This window comes from Bradyrhizobium sp. SZCCHNR3119 (assembly GCF_032487775.1).
GTDB lineage: Bacteria > Pseudomonadota > Alphaproteobacteria > Rhizobiales > Xanthobacteraceae > Bradyrhizobium.
Genome location: NZ_JAUEUV010000001.1, coordinates 3,789,287 through 3,807,421 on the forward strand (window position 1 = coordinate 3,789,287; position 18,135 = coordinate 3,807,421).

Consider the following 18,135-nt stretch of genomic DNA (forward strand, 5'->3'; position numbering starts at 1 on the left):
TCGGACCGCCGCGTTCGTCCTTGCCTCGCCGTCCACTCGCATTCGTCGCAGAATGAATCGCGAGGGCCGGGAACTTTGCCTCTTGCTGCGCGTTGGCGCCGGTTATGTCCGGGGTAGACCGCGCATCGATGCAGGGGGCTGAATGAAGGCGGGTCTGCGTCCCAAGATCGTGGCGGGGGAGCTTCCCGTCATCGCAAAGTCCCCGACGGGCATCGACGGGCTGGACGAGGTCACCTTCGGGGGGCTGCCCAAGGGGCGGCCAACTCTGCTGTGCGGCGCCGCCGGCTGCGGCAAGACGCTGTTTGCGATGACCTTCCTGTATAACGGCGCGGTTCAATTCGGCGAACCCGGCGTCTTCATCGCGTTCGAGGAGCACCCCGAAGACCTGATCAAGAATGTCAGCTCGCTCAGCTACGACATCGAGAAGCTCATCGGCGACAAGAAGATCGCCGTCGACCACATTCATCTCGACCGCAACGAGGTCGAGGAGGCCGGCGAATACGATCTCGAAGGCCTGTTCATCCGCATCGGCTTTGCGATCGACGCGATCGGGGCCAAGCGTGTCATCATCGACACGATCGAGACGCTGTTCGGCGGCCTGGACAACCAGGCCGTGTTGCGCTCCGAGCTGCGCCGCCTGTTCGAGTGGCTGAAGTCCAAGGGCGTGACCGCCATCATCACCGGCGAGCGCGGCGACGGCACGCTGACGCGCTACGGGCTTGAGGAATATGTCGCCGATTGCGTGATCCTGCTCGACAACCGGGTTCACGACCAATTGTCGACCCGTCGGTTGCGCGTAGTAAAATATCGCGGCACCGCCCACGGTACTAACGAGTACCCCTTCATCATCGACCAGGATGGCGTGACGGTGATGCCGATCACCTCGTCAGGCCTGGCGCATGACGCGTCCACCGAGCGCGTTTCCACCGGAATTCCCGATCTTGACGCGATGCTGGAGAGCAAGGGCTATTACAAGGGCTCCAGCATCCTGATTTCAGGCATGGCCGGCTCTGGCAAGTCGACGGTAGCCGCGCATTTCGCCGACTCGATCTGCGGCTCCGGTCAGCGCTGCATCTATTTCGCGCTGGAGGAATCGCCCCAGCAGATCGTGCGCAACATGCGCTCCGTCGGCCTCGATCTCCAGAGATGGGTCGATCGCGGCTTGCTGCGCTTCTCGGCGCGCCGGCCGAACCTCTACGGGCTGGAGACGCACCTCGCCGCCATGCATCGCGAGGTCAAGGAGTTTGATCCCGCCGCCGTGGTGGTCGATCCGATCTCGGCGTTGATGGGGGCTGGGGTGGCAGGCGATGTGCATTCGATGACCCTGCGGCTGATCGATTTCCTCAAGTCGCGCGCCATCACAGCGGTGTTGACCAATCTGGGCGGCGGGGCTGCGGACAGTGCGACCACCGAAATGCAGATCTCCTCGCTGACGGACACCTGGCTCCTGCTCTACAATCGCGAAAGCAATGGTGAGCACAACCGCCAGCTCTATTTGTTGAAGTCGCGTGGCATGGCGCATTCCAACCAGGTGCGGGAGTTTCTGATGACCTCCGACGGCATTCGCTTGCGGGAGGTCTATGTCGGGCCGGAGGGGGTGCTGACCGGCTCGGCGCGGCTGGTCCAGGAGGCCAAGGATCGCGCCGATCGTCGGCTGCGCGAACAGGAGATCGAGCGCCGCGCCCGGGAGGTGGAACGTCGCCGCCACGAGATCAGCTTGCAGATCGAGGCGCTCAAGGCTCAGCTCGCGAGCGAAGAGAGCGAAATTTCGTACTTGAATCGCGACGTCCACGCGCGGGAGGGTCAGCTCTCCGCTGACCGGGCCGCGATGGTGATCAGCCGCACATCCAACCGTGGGGCCAGCCGGCCTTCCGATACCAGGACATCCAGGAAGTGACGGCCGCAATGACCGAAAATGACGGCTACAATCTCCGCCTTTACGTGGCGGGACAGACTCCCAAATCGGTTGCGGCGATCGCCAACCTGAAAAAGCTATGTGAGACCCATCTGCCGGGGCGCTACACGATCGAGGTGATCGACCTGATGAGGGATCCGGCGCTGGCGCAGCGCGACCAGATCGTGGCGATCCCGACCCTGATCCGGCAGCTGCCGGAGCCGTTGAAGCGGATCATCGGCGACCTCTCGAATGCCGAGAAGGTGCTGGTCGGTCTCGATATCGCACCGAGTTGATGGAGCAGGCGTGATCTCGCCGACCACGACAACGCAGGCAGACCGGCCGCGCAACGAGGCGGAAGAGACCGTCGAGGCGATCCACCGCGGCAAGGTCGATGCCGTGGTGGTGCAAGGCCCCGAGGGTCCGCAGGTCCTGATGCTGCAGGGGGCGGACGCGCCCTATCACATCCTGGTCGAGCGCATGAGCGATGGCGCGTTGACGCTCGATGGCACCGGCAGCATCGTCTATGTCAATTCCAGGCTCTGCTCGCTGACGGCGCAGAGCGCGGCCCAGCTGGTGGGCCGAAGCTTTGCCTCGCTGTTTGCAGGTACCGTGCCGGAGCAGGGCGCGGGCGACACGGCAAGCGAAGCCCAGCTCAAGCGCGCCGGCGGCGATTGCCTGCCGGTCTCGGTGTGGATGCGGCAGATGGTCATGGGGGGCGTCGTCGCGACGCTCGTCACCTTGACCGATCTGTCGATCCATCGCCGCGCCGAGGAGGTCGCGAGCGCCGAGCGCTTCGCGCGATCGATCCTGGAGCAGGCCACCGATGCGATCGTGGTTCTGGCGCTGGACGGGCGCATCACCCATGCGAGCGGCGTTGCGGAGCAGCTCGCAGGCAGCTCGCCGGTCGGGCAGCCGTTCTCGGAGGCGTTTCCGCTCGACGCGCTGAGCGCACGGCATCAGGGCGCGTTGGCGCGCTTCTCGCGCGAGAGTCTCGATCGTGCGCTGGCGACCAAGCCGTTTCATGGGCTCGAAGTGAAATTGCGCAAGGAGGGGCTGGCAGGGCGTTCGTTCCTGCTCAGCGCAGGGCCGCTGGTGAACGAGACCAAGGATGTGGTGGGCTCGATCGTCACCTTGACCGACATCACCGAGCGCAAGCGGGCCGAAGAGCAACAGACGGTGCTCGTCGCCGAGCTCAATCATCGCGTCAAGAACATCCTGGCGATCGTTCAGTCGGTGGCCGGCCAGACCTTGCGCACCGCGCCATCCCTGCCGGCCTTCAACAAGGCGTTCTCCGGCCGTATCCAGGCCGTCTCGATCGCCCACGACATCCTCACCCAGACGCGTTGGATCGGCATCGGCCTCAATGAATTGCTGGGGACCGTGCTCGCGCCCTACGGCCTCAGCGAGGGGCGGCTGACGACGGACGGCGCCTCCGTGCTGCTCGGGGCGCGTCTGGTGCTTCCGCTCTCGATGGTTTTGCACGAGCTTGCCACCAATGCTTCGAAATATGGTGCGCTGTCCAAGTCGTTCGGAAAGGTCGCGATCTCCTGGCGCCTGCTCGACGACCGCCACAGGCTCGAATTGACTTGGCTGGAGCGCGGCGGACCGCCGGTCGAGCGTCGCGGCGCGCGCGGCTTTGGCACCAAGCTGATCGACCGCGTGGTGCGGTTTGACCTGGATGGCGAGGCCATCTTTGATTTCGCGCCGGAAGGTCTTTGCTGTGTGCTCGGCTTTGCCCTCAGCGCCGAGACCTCGCCGCAGGAGCTGCCGGCTTCGGCCGTGCAGTCCGACTAATCAGCTCTTTCCAAAGCTAGCTCCTGGAAAAGGTCTCCTCGCAGATCCGCCGCAGCGCCTTCTCGCCGAACGGCTTTGCGAGGCGCGGCAGCGAGCGGAATGCAGGCGGATACAGCGTGGCGTCGTCGTAGCCCGAGGTGATGACCAGCTTGAGCCTCTGCTCGATCAGGCGCGGCAGGACCGCGAAGATCTGTTCGCCGCGCAAGTTGACGTCCAGCAGCGCGCCGTCGAGCCCGCCGCGTTCGGCCTCCTCCAGCACCTCTGATACCCGCGACACCGGGCCGACCACCTCGCAGCCAAAGCTCTGCAGGATCGTCTCGAGTTCGAGCGCGATCAGCCCCTCGTCCTCGGCAACCAGGATGCGCAGTCCGGCCAGGGAGGAATTTGTCGTCGCCATGGGGATACGGGGGCTAGTTGCCGAAACTCGGTCGCGGTCAGGTTCGCGCCTGCCTTTCTAGCGCTCCCCGGAGCGGAGTCGAGGTGTTTTCCGGCGGCTATGCCGGAATGAGGCGCGACGATGCGTCGCCCTCAAATGATCGCATGCGGCAGGAAACGGGAGCTGTTGCCGGTGATCGGGGTCGCGTCTTCCCGGATCGACACTCCGCAGGGCTCATGCGCCACCAGCCAGCTGCCGACCACCGGGAACACGCCGCCGAAATCCGGCAGCGGCGCGAGGGCCTGGCGGATGAACCCTTCGGCCCCATAGGGGCCATCCTGCGCGCTCACCGCGACCCCGTCGGAGACCAGGCTGACATTGGCGCCCTCGCGGGAAAACAACGGCTTGCGGACGAAGCTGGGGCCGATGCCGGCCGCCTTCGGATCGTCCTCGAAAAAGGCCGGCAGAAGATTGGGATGCCCTTCGAACATCTCCCAGAGCAGCGGCAGGATTCCCTTGTTGGACAGGATCGCTTTCCACGGCGGCTCGACCCAGCGCGTCGCAGCCTGCTCGAGCCGCGCGCCGAATGTATCCTGAAACATCCATTCCCAGGGATAGAGCTTGAACACCAGCCCGATCGCAGTGCCGTCGAGATCGACGAAGCCGCCGCCCTCGCGCCAGCCGATGTCTTCGATGTCGAGGACCGTGGTCGCGAGCCCGGCTTGGCTTGCGGTGTCGGCAAGATAGGTAAGCGTCCCGGCATCCTCGCTATCGCCGGTGAGGCCGGTCAGATGCAGATGATGGCTGCCGCCAAGTTCTTGCCAGCGTGCGATCAGTCGTTCGTGGATCGAATTATACTGGTCGGCCCGCGGCGGGATGATCCGCCGCTCGATCGCCTGTTCGAGCCAGGTCCATTGGAACACCGCCGCCTCGAAGATCGAGGTCGGGGTGTCCGCATTGTATTCGAGCAGCTTCGCCGCACCGCGACTGCCATAGCTGAGATCCAGCCGGCCATAGAGACTCTTGTCGTCGCGCTGCCAGCTTTCGGCGAGCAGCGGCCAGAAGGCTTGCGGGATTTTCAGCCGGCGCAGCAGGCGTTCGTCTTCGAGAATGCGGCCGATAGCTTCGAGGCACATCTCCTCGATCTCGGCCGTCGGAGTCTCGATGTCGCGCTCGATCTCCTCGAGTGTGAACGCGTAGTAGGCGCGCTCGTCCCAGTAGCGTTCGCCGTCGATCGTGTGGAAGTCAAATCCACATTGCACGGCGGTGTCTTGCCAGTCGTTACGTTCCGGACAGGCGATGCGCCGCATATGATCATCTAGCCGCCGGCGTGACCGCCGTGACCATGCGCGCCATGGCCATGCCCATAACCGCCATGACCATGACCATGGAAGCGATGCATGGCGCCGCCGAAGCCGCCATGGACCGCGCGACAATAAAGCATCCCATCCGGCCCGGGCACCGCTTCGAGCCCGGGGCCGCAGCGCCGCGCAGGTGTGAAGCCCATGGAGACGGCGCCAACCGCCGCAGTCCCCATCATCGTCAGCACCACCCGGCGCGACCGTTTCATCGCTGGCTTGATCCCAAAGAGTCAGATCCCAAAAGAGGGAGATCCCAAAGAGTCAGAAGAGTCTTTTGTTATGATTTTGTAGTCTGTGTCAAAGATCCATGCTCGATTCACCACATAATCGCGGAGATTTCACGGCGATCGCGCGACAAAATCTCAGCCGCCACCGGAAAAGCCGAATGCATGCGCAAAGGAGCCGAAGCCGCCGCGCGTGGCATGGCTCGACGCAGCGTCAGCCGTAGGCGTCGTGCTTCGGTGACCGTCGCTGTCACTGTCGAAGAAGCTGTAGTGCGAGGTGTGTCCGGATCCGCCGCTGCCGCCGCCTGATCGTCGCGTGCAATCAGTCCTGACATCATCGGCTTGCCCCGGCACGTTTGGCTGAGGATCGCAGGTCCGCTCGCTCGGCATCAGCGCATAGGCGCCGCCGCCGACCGCAAGCGTGCCCATCAGCAGCAACGCGACGTGACCGGAGCGTTTGGCGGGCGGCGCGGTGACCTGCGATCGACGCGGCCTGCGCTTGGCGAACTCGGTGCGATGCTCGGTCATGATCAGGTGATCATCGATGCGGCGTTGAGCGCACCGGCCGAGAGCGAGGCGAGACCGAGCCAGATCGCGGGCGCAAGCTCACCGGCTGCGATCCGCTGCGACAGATTCGGCACCGGAATCCTGACGAGATAGTAGACGATGACCTGGACGATCAGCGCGATCAGCGCCCAGATCAGGCAGTCCAGCACATTGGCCGAATGGGCGATCGCGCTGACCAGGGGCAGGGTGAAGCCGAGCAGGCTCAGACCGAGCGCGACCGCCGCCGCCGGATCATTGTCGCGGATCAGCTGGAATTCGTTGTGCGGCGTGACGCGCGTGTAGACGAACAGGTACGCCGTGACCGCAATGATCGCGGTGCAGAAGTACACGAGGAATGCCGGCAGCCCGGCGAGCGATTGCAGGATCATGAGGGTCGGCCGAATGACGTCGTCAGGGGTTGGTCGCCGCATTCTGCACTGCGGTTCGATGCCGTTTCGTAAACAAGCAGAAGCATCGGCTGCGAATTACTGAGCAGATTGTGAACCAGTTCATGAAGGGAAACACAGCCTCAGGTGACATTCGGACGAGGGGGATGACCGATGGCGACCGGGTTCAACAAGGACGTTCTGCCGCTGTTTCGGGACGTCGACATCGACTGCATGAACGCGAAAGGCGTTCATCTCGGCGACGCGCAATGGATGTGCGACGTCTCGGCAAACGAGGATTTCCAGGATCACGCCAATGCACGTCGCGTCTACGCGGCACTATCGTCCGGCTTCATGCCACCGGGTCACCGGTGGCCGCAGGCCGCACTCTCCATTTATTCGAATTGGATGCTGGACGGATTCCAGCCTTAGACGAAGGGATTGCACCCATGAGATATTTGATAGCAGGGACATTTGCTTTGGGACTGAGCGCCGTTGCGGCTGGTTCGGCCCAGGCCCAGTCGGCGTCGAACCCCGCCCTGAACGCGCCGGACCAGGTAGCATGGCAGTTCTTCATCCAGGTCAATAGCCGGGCTGGCGGCAGCAACTCGGTATTCGAAACCTGGGCCAGCGACACCGACACGTTCCAGCCGAATCCGCAATTCCCCACCGCACCGACGCCCCCGTCATTGCGGCGGCCGGTGCTGCCGCAGGTCGCGCGGGAAGGTGTGCAGGCGGCTGGCGGCCTGTTGCCCGCATTGCCGCCGGGCATCTCGGACGGTGTGACCGAGGAAACCCGGCGCAACAAGGCGACGTTTGACTTCATCGTCCAGAACGATCTGTACAAGGTGTCCGGGCTGAAGGCGGCGTTCGGCAAGAATCTGTCATTTCCCGTCGACGCGGTCGAGGTGAAGGCCAATTGGGTACCGGTCAGCGCCATTCCGGCGTTCACCAACAACCGTGTCACGATCGCGCAGGTGCCGCAGCTCTATCACGTCAACAGCGCCGGTGGCGTGCAGTATGCGCTGGTGGCGATGCACGTGATCAGCAAGCTGGTGCCGAATTGGACCTGGGCCACGTTCGAGCACAAATCCAATCCCGCGCGCTGCGACATCCTCGGCTGCCGGGACGCATTCGGCGCGCAGCAGGCGGTCGTGCCCTCCAATCGCACGGCGGGGCAGGGCTATCCGGATTGCGTCAAGACGCCGGCTCTCGCTGCGCTGCTCAAGGCCGCGGATATCGATCCGGTCTACGAGAACTACTGCCTGAAGGGCTCGCAGGCCGATTTCGTCGACAATGTCGGCCTCGATATCCGCGTCGGCAACTCGGTCACGGAGGACGGCTTCGTGGCGACCGCGTCATGCATGACATGCCATGGCCGCGCGGCGTGGAACAAGAACGGGCAGGCGACCTCGCAGGCCGGCTTCCTGTCGTTCAGTCCGAATGGTCCGATCGGTCCGCTCGGCGCGCTGCTGCCGAACTGGTATTGGAGCTTCAACTCGCAGCCGCCGATCTTCGAGGGCAAGCCGGGCCTCACGCGCACCGCAACGTCCGCCGACTTCGTCTGGTCGATTCCGTTCTGCGCGATCGACGATACCCAGTCGCCGGTGCCGCAGTCCAATTGCGCAGGTAAGTGATTCCGGGGGCGGCATGACCGGGCACAAGGTCGCGCTCTCCGGCAGTCTTCGCATCCCGCCTGAGGGTGCGACCTTGATCGGCGACGTCGATCCGGACGAGCCGCTCAGCGTCGTCGTTCACGTCAAGCGCCGCACGCCCGACATGTTCGCGCCGGGCAGTGCCGGCGATCTCGCCCGCCTCACCGGCAAGCCGCTCACGCGCCGCGCGCTGGCCGCGCAGCGCCGCCGTACCCATGCGCGGGCGGCCGCGCGGATCGAGAAGCGCGCGCGGGCCTCGGGGCTCAAGGTCGGTGACATCGACCTCGCCCAGCGCACCGTCGTGATCGAAGGCACGGCGCGGCAGATGGCGGACGTGTTCGGCGCCACCTTGCGGTGCTACGACGACGGCCGGCATCAATTCCGCGCGCGGGTCGGTCAACTGATGCTGCCGTCCGAGATCGCGCCGTGGACGCGCGCCGTTCTCGGCTTCGATCAGCGGCCGCTGGCGGCGCCGGCCCATCGGCTGCAGCCGCAGGCCGGTGACGGCACCGGCGTGGGTCTTTGGCCCAGCGAGATCGCCTCGCTCTACGGCATCCCGACCGATCGCGACGTATCCTCGGTCTGTGTCGGTATCGTCGCGCTCGGCGGCGGCTATCTCGCGTCCGACCTCGCGACGGCGATGGCCGCGATGGGCCGATCCGTGCCTGATGTCATCGATGTCACGGTGGAGGGCGACGGCAATCAGTTCGTCGACGGCTTCAGCCTGGCAGAGCAGGAGATTGCGCTCGATCTTCAGGTCGCGGCCAGCCTGCTGCCGAAGGCCCGCATCGTCGTGTATTTCGCCAACAATTCGACGGACAGCCTGACGCGCGCGGTTCATCGTGCGGTGTTCGACGACGTCAACCGCCCGCAGGTGGTCTCGGTGAGCTGGGGCAACAGCGAGCGGAGCTGGACGGATACCAGCCGCGACGCGATGCAGGCGGTGCTCGCGGATGCGATCAGGCTGCGCGTCAGCGTCACATTCGCGGCCGGGGATCTGCTGGCGACCGGCGGCCTCACGGATGGCAGGCTGCATGTCTGGTTTCCGGCCTCCAGCCCCTATGCGCTCGGCTGCGGCGGCACGGCGCCGACCCTGAACGAGGCGGGGAGCGCGGTCGTCACGGAAGCGGTCTGGAACCAGGCGCCGATCGGCACCGGCGGCGGCATCAGCGACGTCTTTCCGATTCCTGCCTATCAGTCGGGGCTGGCGCTGCCGGTCTCGCTCAATGATGGCGCGGTGCGCCGTGGCGTGCCCGACGTTGCCTGCGCCGCCGCCGATCGACCCGGCTACCGCATCGTGCTCAACGGGCAGGAGGTGGTGAAGGATGGCACCAGTGCAGCGACACCGCTATGGGCCGCCCTGCTCGCCATGGCGAATGCGGGGCGCGAGACGCCGGTCGGCTTCGTCAATTCCGCGCTCTATTCCAATTCGGCGCTGTGCCGCCTCATCACCAAGGGCGACAATCGCGTCGACGGCCGCGGCTATGATGCCGGCCCCGGCTGGAGCGCCTGCACCGGGCTCGGTGTGCCGAAGGGCGCCGACATCCTCGCGGTGCTGGGCTCGCTTCCCACCGTATAGGCAGGTTGCATTACGAGGCTGCGGCTTGGTCAAGCATCTGCAACACCGAATCTCCCGTCCTTCGCGTATGCTGGCTCAGCGCATCCGCAAACCCATCCGCGTCGCGGGCGCACAGAAGTGCCATGAAGGCTTCATGCTCCGTGACCGACTCGCTCCAGCGCCGGGCGTCGTAATTGGCCACCGCACGGGCGCGGAATACGTTTCGCTGCAGCGCGCTCCACATGTTGAACAGGACGTCGTTGCCGGCGAGCCTGGTGATCTCGGTGTGGATCTGCTGGTTCAGCCGGAAATAGGCTGCGCGTTGCGCAGCCCTATGCAGCGCCACGAGCTCGGCATGCATCGCCTCCAGCCCGGCGATGTCGTCAGCTGATGCGCGACTTGCGGTCTGGAAGCCGGCGGCGCGGTCGAGCGCGACCATCACGTCGAAGATCTGGGCGATCTCGGTCCGATCGATCGGCGTCACCACGGGGGTGCGATGCGGCCGCAATTCGATCAGGCCCTCGGCCGCGAGAATCTTGAACGCTTCGCGCAGCGGCGTGCGCGAGACGCCGAAGGTCTCGCACAGCATGCGCTCGGGCAGCGGCGCGCCGGCGGCGAGCTCGCCGTCGACGATCATCTCGCGCACCTTGGCGACGAGCTGATCGTGCAGCGACATGCGCTCCAGCGGGCGTTTCGAATGGTCCGAGGACAGTTTGAGCCGGGCCGGCTTGAAGCGCGTCTTCAGCCGCGTCCGGGGGGCGGATGTGCTCATGCTGGCGACGCCGCTCCGCGAATGATGTGCCTGGAAAGCAGGCGCTGCGCCCAAGGATCGGGCATTTATTGCTCCATAAACTTACGCTCTAGCCATTGATTATACGTCAAAAAAATGAAATTGCATACCGCATCCAGATGGCACGTCGCTTGCTACCCACTTTGTTGCTCGTCTGCTGACCCATTTGCGTCGACCATGGAGATCGAAGTGACACGATGTCTGCTCGCCTTTCTGACCGCCCTGGTGCTGGCCTGGCCTATGCAAGGCTTCGCCCAGGACGAGGCCAAGATCAAACTGGGCTATGCCAAATGCGCGCATTGCACGCCGATGTCGCTGACGCCGCAATTCGCGAAAGGCGTTGAGATCGACGCGGTCAGCTTCAACACCGGCACCGATGCGCTGACCGCGCTGGTCTCCAAGAACATCGAGGTCGCGCAGGTGACCTATCTGCATTACGCGATCGCGCTGGATAAGGGCTTCGACGTGGTCGCCATTTCCGGCCAGGTCAATGGCGGTTCGGCGCTGCTGCTTTCCAACGATCTCGACGTGCCGCAGAACGATTGGGGCGCGCTGAAGAAGCTGATCGCGAAGTACAAGGCCGATGGCAAGCCGTTCCGCGTCGCCGCCTCGCGCGGCAATGCGCAGGACATCCACATGCGCGGCGCCTTCGCCAAGCAGGGCATCGACATCAACAAGGACGTGCAGTTCGTCAACATCCCGAACCCGTCCGACCATCTGCAGGCGTTGCGCCGTGGCGAGGTCGAGCTGATCTGCACGGTCGAGCCGTTCGCCACCCAGATCATGCAGGCCAAGGCCGCGAAGTTCTTCGGCTTCCCCTATGATCAGGCCGCCGGCAAGCTGACCAACCTGATCGTCACCCGCTCCGATGTCATTGCCGCCAAGCCGAAGGCGCTGGAAGAGACGGTGCGCGCGGTGGTCAAGGTCGACGAGCATATCGCGGCCGACAAGCCGGCGCTGGTCGAAGTGATCTCGAAGATCACCGGTCTCGACAAGACGATCGCGACCGGTGCGATCGAGAATCTCGATCCCGATCCGAAGATGTACCGGGCATCTGCCGTGGCCATCGCCACCATGATGCGCGATCTCAAATACATCAATTCAGACGTGTCGGCCGCGGTCGAGAAGAACATGGATTATCGCTTCCTGGAAGCGGCGACCGGCAAGCCGAAATCCGAGCTCGGCTATTGAGATGAGCGCACTTGCTCACATCAGGAAGCTTGATCGCTACCTCGTTCCCGTTCTCATTCTTGCGGGATGGGAGGCGTTCTCGCGCTCCGGCGCGCTGCCGGCGGCATTGCTGCCGGCACCCTCGACCGTGCTCCTGGCCTGGGCGGATTGGGTGTTCGGCACCGACGGCAACACCCAGACCTACAGCGGGCATTGGTTCTTCGACATGGCCGCGAGCCTGTCGCGCGTTGCCGCCGGCTTTGCCATCGCCACCGCGCTCGGTGTCGCGTTTGGCGTCGCCATCGGCTGGTCGCGGGCGACCGAGACCGTGATCGAGCCGACGCTGCAGATGCTGCGGCCGATCCCTCCGGTGTCTTGGATTCCGCTCGCCATCATCTGGTTCGGCATCGCCAACAAGCCGGCGATCTTCCTGGTGTTCCTCGGCGCGTTCTTCCCGATCCTGCTCAACACCATCCACGGCGTGAAGAGTTGCGACCGCAATCTGATCCGGGCCGGCGCGATGGTCGGCGGCAGCGAGCGCAAACTCTTGCGCTACATCGTGGTGCCGGCGGCGCTGCCCAGCATCTTCGCCGGCTTGCGCATCGGCATCGGCTCGGCCTGGATGCTGACGGTCACCGCCGAAATGGTCGCGGTGAAGAGCGGCCTCGGCTATGTGCTGTGGGATTCCTATTATTTCCTGCGCTACGACCTCGTGCTGGCGGCGATGGCGAGCATCGGGCTGCTCGGCTTCCTCAGCGATCTCGGCATCCGCATGATCATGGCGCGCGTGCTGCATTGGCAGCGCAACACCACCTTGCGCGGCGGAGAGTGACATGGCGACAATCGATATTTCCCACGTCTCCAAGATCTTCCGGGACGCCAAGCGCAGCTCGAACGTCACCGCGCTCGACGACATCAACATCTCGGTCGCCCGCAATCAGTTCCTCTGCCTGCTGGGGCCGAGCGGCTGTGGCAAGTCCACGCTGCTCAACATGATAGCGGGTTTCGAGCAGCCGAGCAGCGGCAGCATCTGCATCGACGGCCAGCCGGTGACGGCGCCCGGCGCCGATCGTGGCGTCGTGTTCCAGCAGGCCAACCTGATGCCGTGGCTGCCGGTGTGGGAGAACGTCGCCTTTCATCTCTTGCTCAGCGGCAGCCAGAAGGGCGAGCGCCGCGCCAGGGCACAGACCTATATCGACATGGTGGGCCTCACCGGCTTCGAGAACCATTATCCGTCCGAGCTCTCCGGCGGCATGAACCAGCGCGTCGGCATCGCGCGTGCGCTCTTGATGAATCCGCAGGTGATCCTGATGGACGAGCCATTCGGCGCGCTCGACGAGCAGACCCGGATGGACATGCAGAACGAGCTGGTGCGCATCTGGCAGCAGCATCAGGGCACGATCGTTTTCGTCACCCACGGTATCGACGAGGCGTTGACGCTCGGCACCCATGTCGCCGTCATGAGCGCGCGTCCCGGCCGTATCCGGGAGATCATCCCGATCGAGCTGCCGCGGCCGCGCGACATCACCAGCCCGCAATTCAACGCGATGAAACGGCATATCCTCGAGCTCCTGCGTGGCGAGCGGACGCCGTCCCCCTTGGAAGTGGTCAATCAATGAATAGCAAACGTATTCTCCTGGGCATGCTGACGCCGTCCTCCAACACGGCGCTGGAGCCGATCACCTCGGCGATGGTCTCTGGGCTGCCCGGGGTGTCCGCGCATTTCTCGCGCTTCAAGGTGACGGAGATCGCGCTGTCGGAGCAGGCGCTGGCCCAGTTCGACAACAGCAACATCTTGCGTGCGGCCGAGCTTCTGGCCCACGCCAAGGTCGATGTGATCGGCTGGAACGGCACCTCCTCGGGCTGGCTCGGCTTCGAGGCCGATGTGAAGCTGTGCGAGCAGATCACGGCGGCGACCGGCATTCCCGCTACCACCTCGATGCTGGCGCTGAACGAGATCCTCGAACAGACCAAGGTGACCAGGCTCGGCTATGTCACGCCCTATCGCGATGACGTGCAGGCCAAGATCATTGCCAATTACGAGACGCTCGGCATCGCCTGCCAGGCGGAACGGCATCTCGGACTGCAGGACAACTTTTCCTTCTCCGAAGTGACGCCGGCGCAGATCGAGACCATGCTACGCGAAGTCGCGGCCCACAAGCCCGAGGCGATCGCGATCATCTGCACCAACCTGAAGGCGGCGCCACTGGTCGCACGGCTCGAGCTGGAGCTGGGGATTCCGATCTACGACACCATCGCGACCGTGGTGTGGAAGTGCCTGAAAATGACCGGTGTCGATCCCCGGCGCGTGAGCGAATGGGGCTCGTTGTTTCACAAGCTCGGCTGAAGCCGCGTAGGGAGGCGCGAACATGACCGCGTTCGACACTGTGATCCGCCACGGCACCGTGGTCACGGCCAGCGATATCTATCAGGCCGATGTCGCCATCAAGGACGGTCGCATCGCCGCGATCGGCGAGGCGATCACGGACGCCGCCGAGATCGTCGATGCCTCGGGCCTGTTGGTGCTGCCGGGCGGCATCGACAGCCACGTGCACATCTCGCAGCCGTCCGGTCCGGGCATCGTGATGGCGGACGATTTCGAGAGCGCGACGCGCGCCGCCGCCTTCGGCGGCAACACCTTCGTGATGCCTTATTGTCTGCAGGCCAAGGGCCAGCCGCTGCGCGAGGCGCTGAAGGACTATCATGCACTCGCCGATGCGAGTTGCTACATCGACCACTCCTTCCATCTGATCGTCTCGGATCCGAGCGAGGCCGTCCTGGGGCAGGAGCTGCCGGCGCTGGTCGCCGACGGCTACACTTCGCTCAAGATCTTCATGACCTACCAGGATTTGGCGCTGAGCGATTTCGAGATTCTCGGCGTGCTCGATGTCGCGCGCGAGACGGGCGCGCTGGTGCAGATCCATGCCGAGAATTACGATGCGATCCGCTTCCTCACCGAGAAGCTCGAGCGCGCCGGCAAGATCGCGCCTTACTTCCACGGCAAGTCGCGGCCGATCGCGGTCGAGCGCGAGGCGACCCATCGCGCGATCTCGCTGGCCGAGCTGATCGATGTTCCGATCGTGATCGTGCACGTCTCCAATCGCGAGGCGATGGAGGAGATCAGGCGGGCGCAGATGCGCGGCCTGAAGATTTTTGGCGAGACCTGCCCGCAATATCTGGTGCTGACCGAGGAGGACATGCAGGGCCTCAACATGGAAGGCGCCAAATATGTCTGCTCGCCGCCGCCGCGCGACAAGGAAAGCCAGCAGGCCTGCTGGGAAGGGCTGCAGCAGGGTGTGTTCGCGCTGTTTTCCAGCGATCATTGCCCGTTCCGCTATGACGACGAGGCCGGCAAGCTGACGCCGAAGGGACGCACCAGCTTCCGCTGGGTGCCGAACGGCATCCCCGGCGTCGAGACCCGGCTGCCGATCTTGTTCTCGGAAGGCGTCGGCAAGGGCCGCATCACGCTGAACCGGTTCGTCGCGTTGACGGCGACCAACCACGCCAAGACCTACGGCCTGAAAAACAAAGGCTCGATCGCGATCGGCTATGATGCCGACATCGCGCTGTGGGATCCGAACAAGACTGCGAAGATCAGCCAGGCCGGCCTGCATCACGGCTCCGACTACACGCCCTATGAAGGCATCGAGATCACCGGCTGGCCGATCGCGACCCTGCAGCGCGGGAAATTCGTGGTGCGCGACGGTCAGCTGGTTGGCGCCAAAGGCGACGGCCGCTACCTCACGCGCGGCAAGCCGGGTGGTGTGGCATAGGTCAGCCCCCTCCCCGCAAGGGGGAGGGGGCTGACCGTCTTCGCGGCGCGACCTCGAATCCCATCTGGCGCTCCGCAACATCCCGCTCTGCCGCGGTGCATCAACCTCCGGCGGTATCGCGGCGCCATCCGAATCCGGTTCTGGGTGCGTCGAATGGCTGTTACAACTTCGGGGTATATTCTTTCAAGGAAAGGATTGCTTCGATGCCCGCCCTTGCATTTTCAAACAATGACATTGCCGTCGTCGCCTGGACTTTCGATCGCCGGCTCGATGGCTGCCTCGGCTTTGCCGTCTATCAGATCGATGTCGACTCCAACACGGAGACCGCGCTGCCGGCGCTCGCCCGCTTTGCGGGACAGACCGCCGATAAGCTCACCACCGAACAGGCTCCGATTCAGAAATTCTGGTGGAAGGATCTCTATGCGAAACGCGGCGGCACCTACCAATACCGGATCGTGCCGATGGGCGGTACGCCCGGGCAGACGTTGAGCACGCTGGCCGGCGTCGCGCCGCTGCTCAGCAACAAGGTGACGCTCACGCCCAGCCGGCCGCCGTTCCACGCCTATTTCAATCGCGGCCTCACGGCGACCCAGGCGCTCAGTCACGAGCTGAAGGATCACCCCAGCATCAACGCGCTGGCTCCGCATATTCTCGATCCCAACGATCCGATCCGCATCCATTTGATGGGACAGCTGCAGGAGGGCCTCACCTCGCTGCTGAAGCGGGCGGATGATGAAGGTGGCCAGATCCATGCTGCGCTCTATGAGCTCAACGACCCGAACGGGTTGGAGAAGCAGCTGCAGGCCAATCCCAAGAGCCGGATCGTGATCCTGGGCAACGAGCAGGGGCAGGACACCGAGGATGCCGACGCTGACAACCGCGCGGCCCTGAAGCAGGCCGGCGTCGCGGTGATCGACCGCATCCTCGGCAAGGGCGACATCCCGCACAACAAGTTCATGGTGCTGACGCAGAGCGGCGAGCCGACCGCGGTGCTGTCGGGTTCGACCAACTGGACCTCGACCGGCCTATGCACGCAGACCAACAACGCCCTGATCGTGGACTCCGGAGCGCTGGCGCAGCGCTATCTCGACTATTGGAACGCGCTGAAGGCCGATGTCGACGCGGCCGCCGGAAACCAGAGGGCGCTGCAGTCGAAGACGCTGCGCGACTTCGCCCACGCCAACAACGATCAATCGATCGACAGTCCGATCGCGCTCGACAACGGCGTCACCATCGAGCCGATGTTCTCGCCCAACACTCCCGGCAAGCTCGGCAAGAACCCGAAGACGCCGAACGACATGGGACGGGTGTTCGAGCTGATGAACGGAGCCAAGCACGCCGTGCTCTTCCTGGCCTTCGATCCCGGCAACAACTCGATCCTGGATGCCGCCGGCAGGCTGCTCAAGGAGAAGCCCGACCTGTTCGTGCGGGGAGCGCTGACCAGCCCGCAGCGGGCGACGAATTTCTCCGCGGCGCTGCATTCGGGCGGTCACACCGAGCGGCCGGCTGATGGAGGCGATCAGGCGCCGGCCGTCAAGGTGGTCGGCGAGCGCGGCACTCCGAAGCAGCAGGGGGCCAAGGGCGACATCGATTTTCGCGCGGTGCCCGCCGAAGCCGTCAGTCCAACGGACGCGTTCGGCAAATGGGAAGGTGAGCTCGCCAAATACGGCTTTGCCATCATTCACAACAAGATCGTGGTGATCGATCCCTTCAGCGACGATTGCGTTGTCGTGACCGGCTCGCACAATCTCGGCTTCCGCGCCTCCTACAACAACGACGAGAACATGCTGATCATCCGCGGCCATCGCGGCCTCGCGGAGGCTTACGCCTGCCACGTGCTCGATCTCTACGATCACTACGCCTGGCGCTGGCTGCTGAAGCAGCACCCCGAGATCTTCGGCAAGCCGCTGCAGGGTGACGACAGCTGGCAGGACCGCTACATCATGGGGGCCGAGGAGAAGTCGCCGGAACTGCGATTCTGGCTGTCGGCAGCCGAGCGCGTCGCCGGCACGAGCGACAGCGGCGGCGCTGCGGCACCGACGCTGTCAGGGCCTGCGCCGAAAAAGCCGGCGAAGACGTCAGCACCGAAGGGCTCCGCCAAGCCGTCGCAGCCGGCCAAGACGACACCTGCGAAGCCGACGGCCAAAGCCGGCCCCGCCAAGGCGAAAACGTCCAGGAAGCCGGCAAAGAAAGCCTCGAAGAAAGCCGCCGCCGCAGCCAAGGCCTCCGCCGGCCGAAAGAAGACGACGAAGAAGAAGGTCGCCAAGAAGGCCTCAAAGACTGCAAAGGCGAGCAAGGCCGGAGCCAAGAAGGCGAAAGCGAAGACCGCAAAGCAGTCCGCCAAGCGGCACGCGAAGAAGGCTGCCGCGAAACGATCGAAGAGCAAGAGAACTGCGCGGAAATCTCGTTGAGAAAGCCGCTGACGATCATGACAGCTGCTCTGCAGCCGCCTGATTGGCGGGCCAGATCGGATCTGGCCGCCGGCAGGCCACCGCAGCGAAGCGGCTGCTATTTGTGACGCGTCATGGCCGGGCTTGACCCGGCCATCCACGTGTTTCTTCCGAAGGCACTGCGCGTCATAAGGCTTGGCCGCTGCTCGCTAGCG

Annotated in this window: 18 protein-coding genes; 12 read left to right on the forward strand and 6 right to left on the reverse strand. The window is 64.5% G+C overall.

The window, feature by feature from the left end:
- The first annotated feature begins 142 nt into the window (after nt 1–142).
- Genes kaiC through QX034_RS17595 form a run of 3 tightly spaced genes read left to right on the forward strand, consistent with a single transcriptional unit; the run spans nt 143 to nt 3,691 of the window.
- Nucleotides 143–1,897, forward strand: a complete 1,755-nt coding sequence (gene kaiC / locus QX034_RS17585) for a circadian clock protein KaiC (protein WP_315728716.1) — start codon at nt 143–145, stop codon at nt 1,895–1,897.
- Nucleotides 1,894–2,190 carry a circadian clock KaiB family protein gene (locus tag QX034_RS17590; protein WP_315701261.1) on the forward strand — a complete coding sequence of 99 codons (297 nt, stop codon included), beginning with the start codon at nt 1,894–1,896 and terminating at the stop codon, nt 2,188–2,190. The genes kaiC and QX034_RS17590 overlap by 4 nt, the downstream gene beginning before the upstream one ends.
- Before the next feature lie 10 nt (nt 2,191–2,200).
- Nucleotides 2,201–3,691, forward strand: coding sequence for a sensor histidine kinase (locus tag QX034_RS17595; RefSeq protein WP_315701260.1), 1,491 nt, complete (start codon nt 2,201–2,203; stop codon nt 3,689–3,691).
- Nucleotides 3,692–3,707: 16 nt separating this feature from the next.
- Here the strand turns inward: QX034_RS17595 and QX034_RS17600 are convergent, their stop codons facing one another.
- The 5 genes from QX034_RS17600 to QX034_RS17620 form a co-directional block, all read right to left on the reverse strand.
- Nucleotides 3,708–4,088 carry a hypothetical protein gene (locus QX034_RS17600; protein ID WP_315701259.1) on the reverse strand — a complete coding sequence of 127 codons (381 nt, stop codon included), beginning with the start codon at nt 4,086–4,088 and terminating at the stop codon, nt 3,708–3,710.
- Nucleotides 4,089–4,219: 131 nt separating this feature from the next.
- A complete protein-coding gene (locus tag QX034_RS17605) occupies nt 4,220–5,377 on the reverse strand; it encodes a glutathionylspermidine synthase family protein (RefSeq protein WP_315701258.1) in 1,158 nt (385 codons plus the stop codon).
- A gap of 8 nt (nt 5,378–5,385) precedes the next feature.
- Nucleotides 5,386–5,637 (reverse strand): hypothetical protein, encoded by a 252-nt coding sequence (locus QX034_RS17610; RefSeq protein WP_315701257.1) that lies wholly within the window; start codon nt 5,635–5,637, stop codon nt 5,386–5,388.
- Nucleotides 5,638–5,790: 153 nt separating this feature from the next.
- Nucleotides 5,791–6,180, reverse strand: a complete 390-nt coding sequence (locus QX034_RS17615; protein ID WP_316195645.1) for a hypothetical protein — start codon at nt 6,178–6,180, stop codon at nt 5,791–5,793.
- A gap of 2 nt (nt 6,181–6,182) precedes the next feature.
- A complete protein-coding gene (locus QX034_RS17620; protein ID WP_315703091.1) occupies nt 6,183–6,587 on the reverse strand; it encodes a DUF350 domain-containing protein in 405 nt (134 codons plus the stop codon).
- Nucleotides 6,588–6,758: 171 nt separating this feature from the next.
- Here QX034_RS17620 and QX034_RS17625 point away from each other — a divergent pair, with 171 nt between their 5' ends.
- From QX034_RS17625 to QX034_RS17635, 3 genes are read left to right on the forward strand one after another with little or no spacing between them, the layout of a single operon-like run.
- Nucleotides 6,759–7,016, forward strand: a complete 258-nt coding sequence (locus QX034_RS17625; protein ID WP_315701255.1) for a hypothetical protein — start codon at nt 6,759–6,761, stop codon at nt 7,014–7,016.
- 17 nt (nt 7,017–7,033) lie between these two features.
- On the forward strand, nt 7,034–8,221 hold the full coding sequence (locus QX034_RS17630) for a hypothetical protein (RefSeq protein ID WP_315744872.1): 1,188 nt from the start codon (nt 7,034–7,036) through the stop codon (nt 8,219–8,221).
- A gap of 13 nt (nt 8,222–8,234) precedes the next feature.
- Complete coding sequence (locus tag QX034_RS17635; RefSeq protein WP_316195646.1) at nt 8,235–9,818, forward strand: S53 family peptidase; 1,584 nt, start codon at nt 8,235–8,237, stop codon at nt 9,816–9,818.
- A 10-nt stretch (nt 9,819–9,828) separates the two neighbouring features.
- Here the strand turns inward: QX034_RS17635 and QX034_RS17640 are convergent, their stop codons facing one another.
- Complete coding sequence (locus QX034_RS17640) at nt 9,829–10,569, reverse strand: GntR family transcriptional regulator (RefSeq protein ID WP_315701252.1); 741 nt, start codon at nt 10,567–10,569, stop codon at nt 9,829–9,831.
- A 258-nt stretch (nt 10,570–10,827) separates the two neighbouring features.
- Between QX034_RS17640 and QX034_RS17645 the strand changes: the two genes are divergently transcribed.
- The 6 genes from QX034_RS17645 (at nt 10,828) to QX034_RS17670 (ending at nt 17,941) form a co-directional block, all read left to right on the forward strand.
- Nucleotides 10,828–11,778: an ABC transporter substrate-binding protein gene (locus QX034_RS17645; protein ID WP_315703090.1), complete on the forward strand. Its 951-nt coding sequence runs from the start codon at nt 10,828–10,830 to the stop codon at nt 11,776–11,778.
- A 1-nt stretch (nt 11,779) separates the two neighbouring features.
- On the forward strand, nt 11,780–12,589 hold the full coding sequence (locus tag QX034_RS17650) for an ABC transporter permease (RefSeq protein WP_315701251.1): 810 nt from the start codon (nt 11,780–11,782) through the stop codon (nt 12,587–12,589).
- 1 nt (nt 12,590) lies between these two features.
- Complete coding sequence (locus tag QX034_RS17655) at nt 12,591–13,376, forward strand: ABC transporter ATP-binding protein (protein WP_315701250.1); 786 nt, start codon at nt 12,591–12,593, stop codon at nt 13,374–13,376.
- Nucleotides 13,373–14,104 (forward strand): aspartate/glutamate racemase family protein, encoded by a 732-nt coding sequence (locus tag QX034_RS17660; RefSeq protein ID WP_316195648.1) that lies wholly within the window; start codon nt 13,373–13,375, stop codon nt 14,102–14,104. Before QX034_RS17655 ends, QX034_RS17660 begins: the two co-directional genes overlap by 4 nt.
- A 22-nt stretch (nt 14,105–14,126) precedes the next feature.
- On the forward strand, nt 14,127–15,530 hold the full coding sequence (gene hydA / locus QX034_RS17665; protein WP_316195650.1) for a dihydropyrimidinase: 1,404 nt from the start codon (nt 14,127–14,129) through the stop codon (nt 15,528–15,530).
- Nucleotides 15,531–15,733: 203 nt separating this feature from the next.
- Nucleotides 15,734–17,941 carry a phospholipase D-like domain-containing protein gene (locus QX034_RS17670; protein WP_315701246.1) on the forward strand — a complete coding sequence of 736 codons (2,208 nt, stop codon included), beginning with the start codon at nt 15,734–15,736 and terminating at the stop codon, nt 17,939–17,941.
- The last annotated feature ends 194 nt before the right edge of the window (nt 17,942–18,135 follow it).

What these genes read in the sequence shown, in the direction of transcription:
- QX034_RS17610 (WP_315701257.1), bottom strand. Translation starts at nt 5,637, where the DNA reads ATGAAACGGTCGCGCCGGGTGGTGCTGACGATGATGGGGACTGCGGCG.
- kaiC (WP_315728716.1), top strand. Translation starts at nt 143, where the DNA reads ATGAAGGCGGGTCTGCGTCCCAAGATCGTGGCGGGGGAGCTTCCCGTC.
- QX034_RS17670 (WP_315701246.1), top strand. Translation starts at nt 15,734, where the DNA reads ATGCCCGCCCTTGCATTTTCAAACAATGACATTGCCGTCGTCGCCTGG.
- QX034_RS17620 (WP_315703091.1), bottom strand. Translation starts at nt 6,587, where the DNA reads ATGATCCTGCAATCGCTCGCCGGGCTGCCGGCATTCCTCGTGTACTTC.
- QX034_RS17655 (WP_315701250.1), top strand. Translation starts at nt 12,591, where the DNA reads ATGGCGACAATCGATATTTCCCACGTCTCCAAGATCTTCCGGGACGCC.
- QX034_RS17615 (WP_316195645.1), bottom strand. Translation starts at nt 6,180, where the DNA reads ATGACCGAGCATCGCACCGAGTTCGCCAAGCGCAGGCCGCGTCGATCG.
- QX034_RS17625 (WP_315701255.1), top strand. Translation starts at nt 6,759, where the DNA reads ATGGCGACCGGGTTCAACAAGGACGTTCTGCCGCTGTTTCGGGACGTC.
- QX034_RS17650 (WP_315701251.1), top strand. Translation starts at nt 11,780, where the DNA reads ATGAGCGCACTTGCTCACATCAGGAAGCTTGATCGCTACCTCGTTCCC.
- QX034_RS17660 (WP_316195648.1), top strand. Translation starts at nt 13,373, where the DNA reads ATGAATAGCAAACGTATTCTCCTGGGCATGCTGACGCCGTCCTCCAAC.
- QX034_RS17640 (WP_315701252.1), bottom strand. Translation starts at nt 10,569, where the DNA reads ATGAGCACATCCGCCCCCCGGACGCGGCTGAAGACGCGCTTCAAGCCG.
- QX034_RS17605 (WP_315701258.1), bottom strand. Translation starts at nt 5,377, where the DNA reads ATGCGGCGCATCGCCTGTCCGGAACGTAACGACTGGCAAGACACCGCC.
- QX034_RS17645 (WP_315703090.1), top strand. Translation starts at nt 10,828, where the DNA reads ATGCAAGGCTTCGCCCAGGACGAGGCCAAGATCAAACTGGGCTATGCC.
- QX034_RS17630 (WP_315744872.1), top strand. Translation starts at nt 7,034, where the DNA reads ATGAGATATTTGATAGCAGGGACATTTGCTTTGGGACTGAGCGCCGTT.
- QX034_RS17600 (WP_315701259.1), bottom strand. Translation starts at nt 4,088, where the DNA reads ATGGCGACGACAAATTCCTCCCTGGCCGGACTGCGCATCCTGGTTGCC.
- hydA (WP_316195650.1), top strand. Translation starts at nt 14,127, where the DNA reads ATGACCGCGTTCGACACTGTGATCCGCCACGGCACCGTGGTCACGGCC.
- QX034_RS17635 (WP_316195646.1), top strand. Translation starts at nt 8,235, where the DNA reads ATGACCGGGCACAAGGTCGCGCTCTCCGGCAGTCTTCGCATCCCGCCT.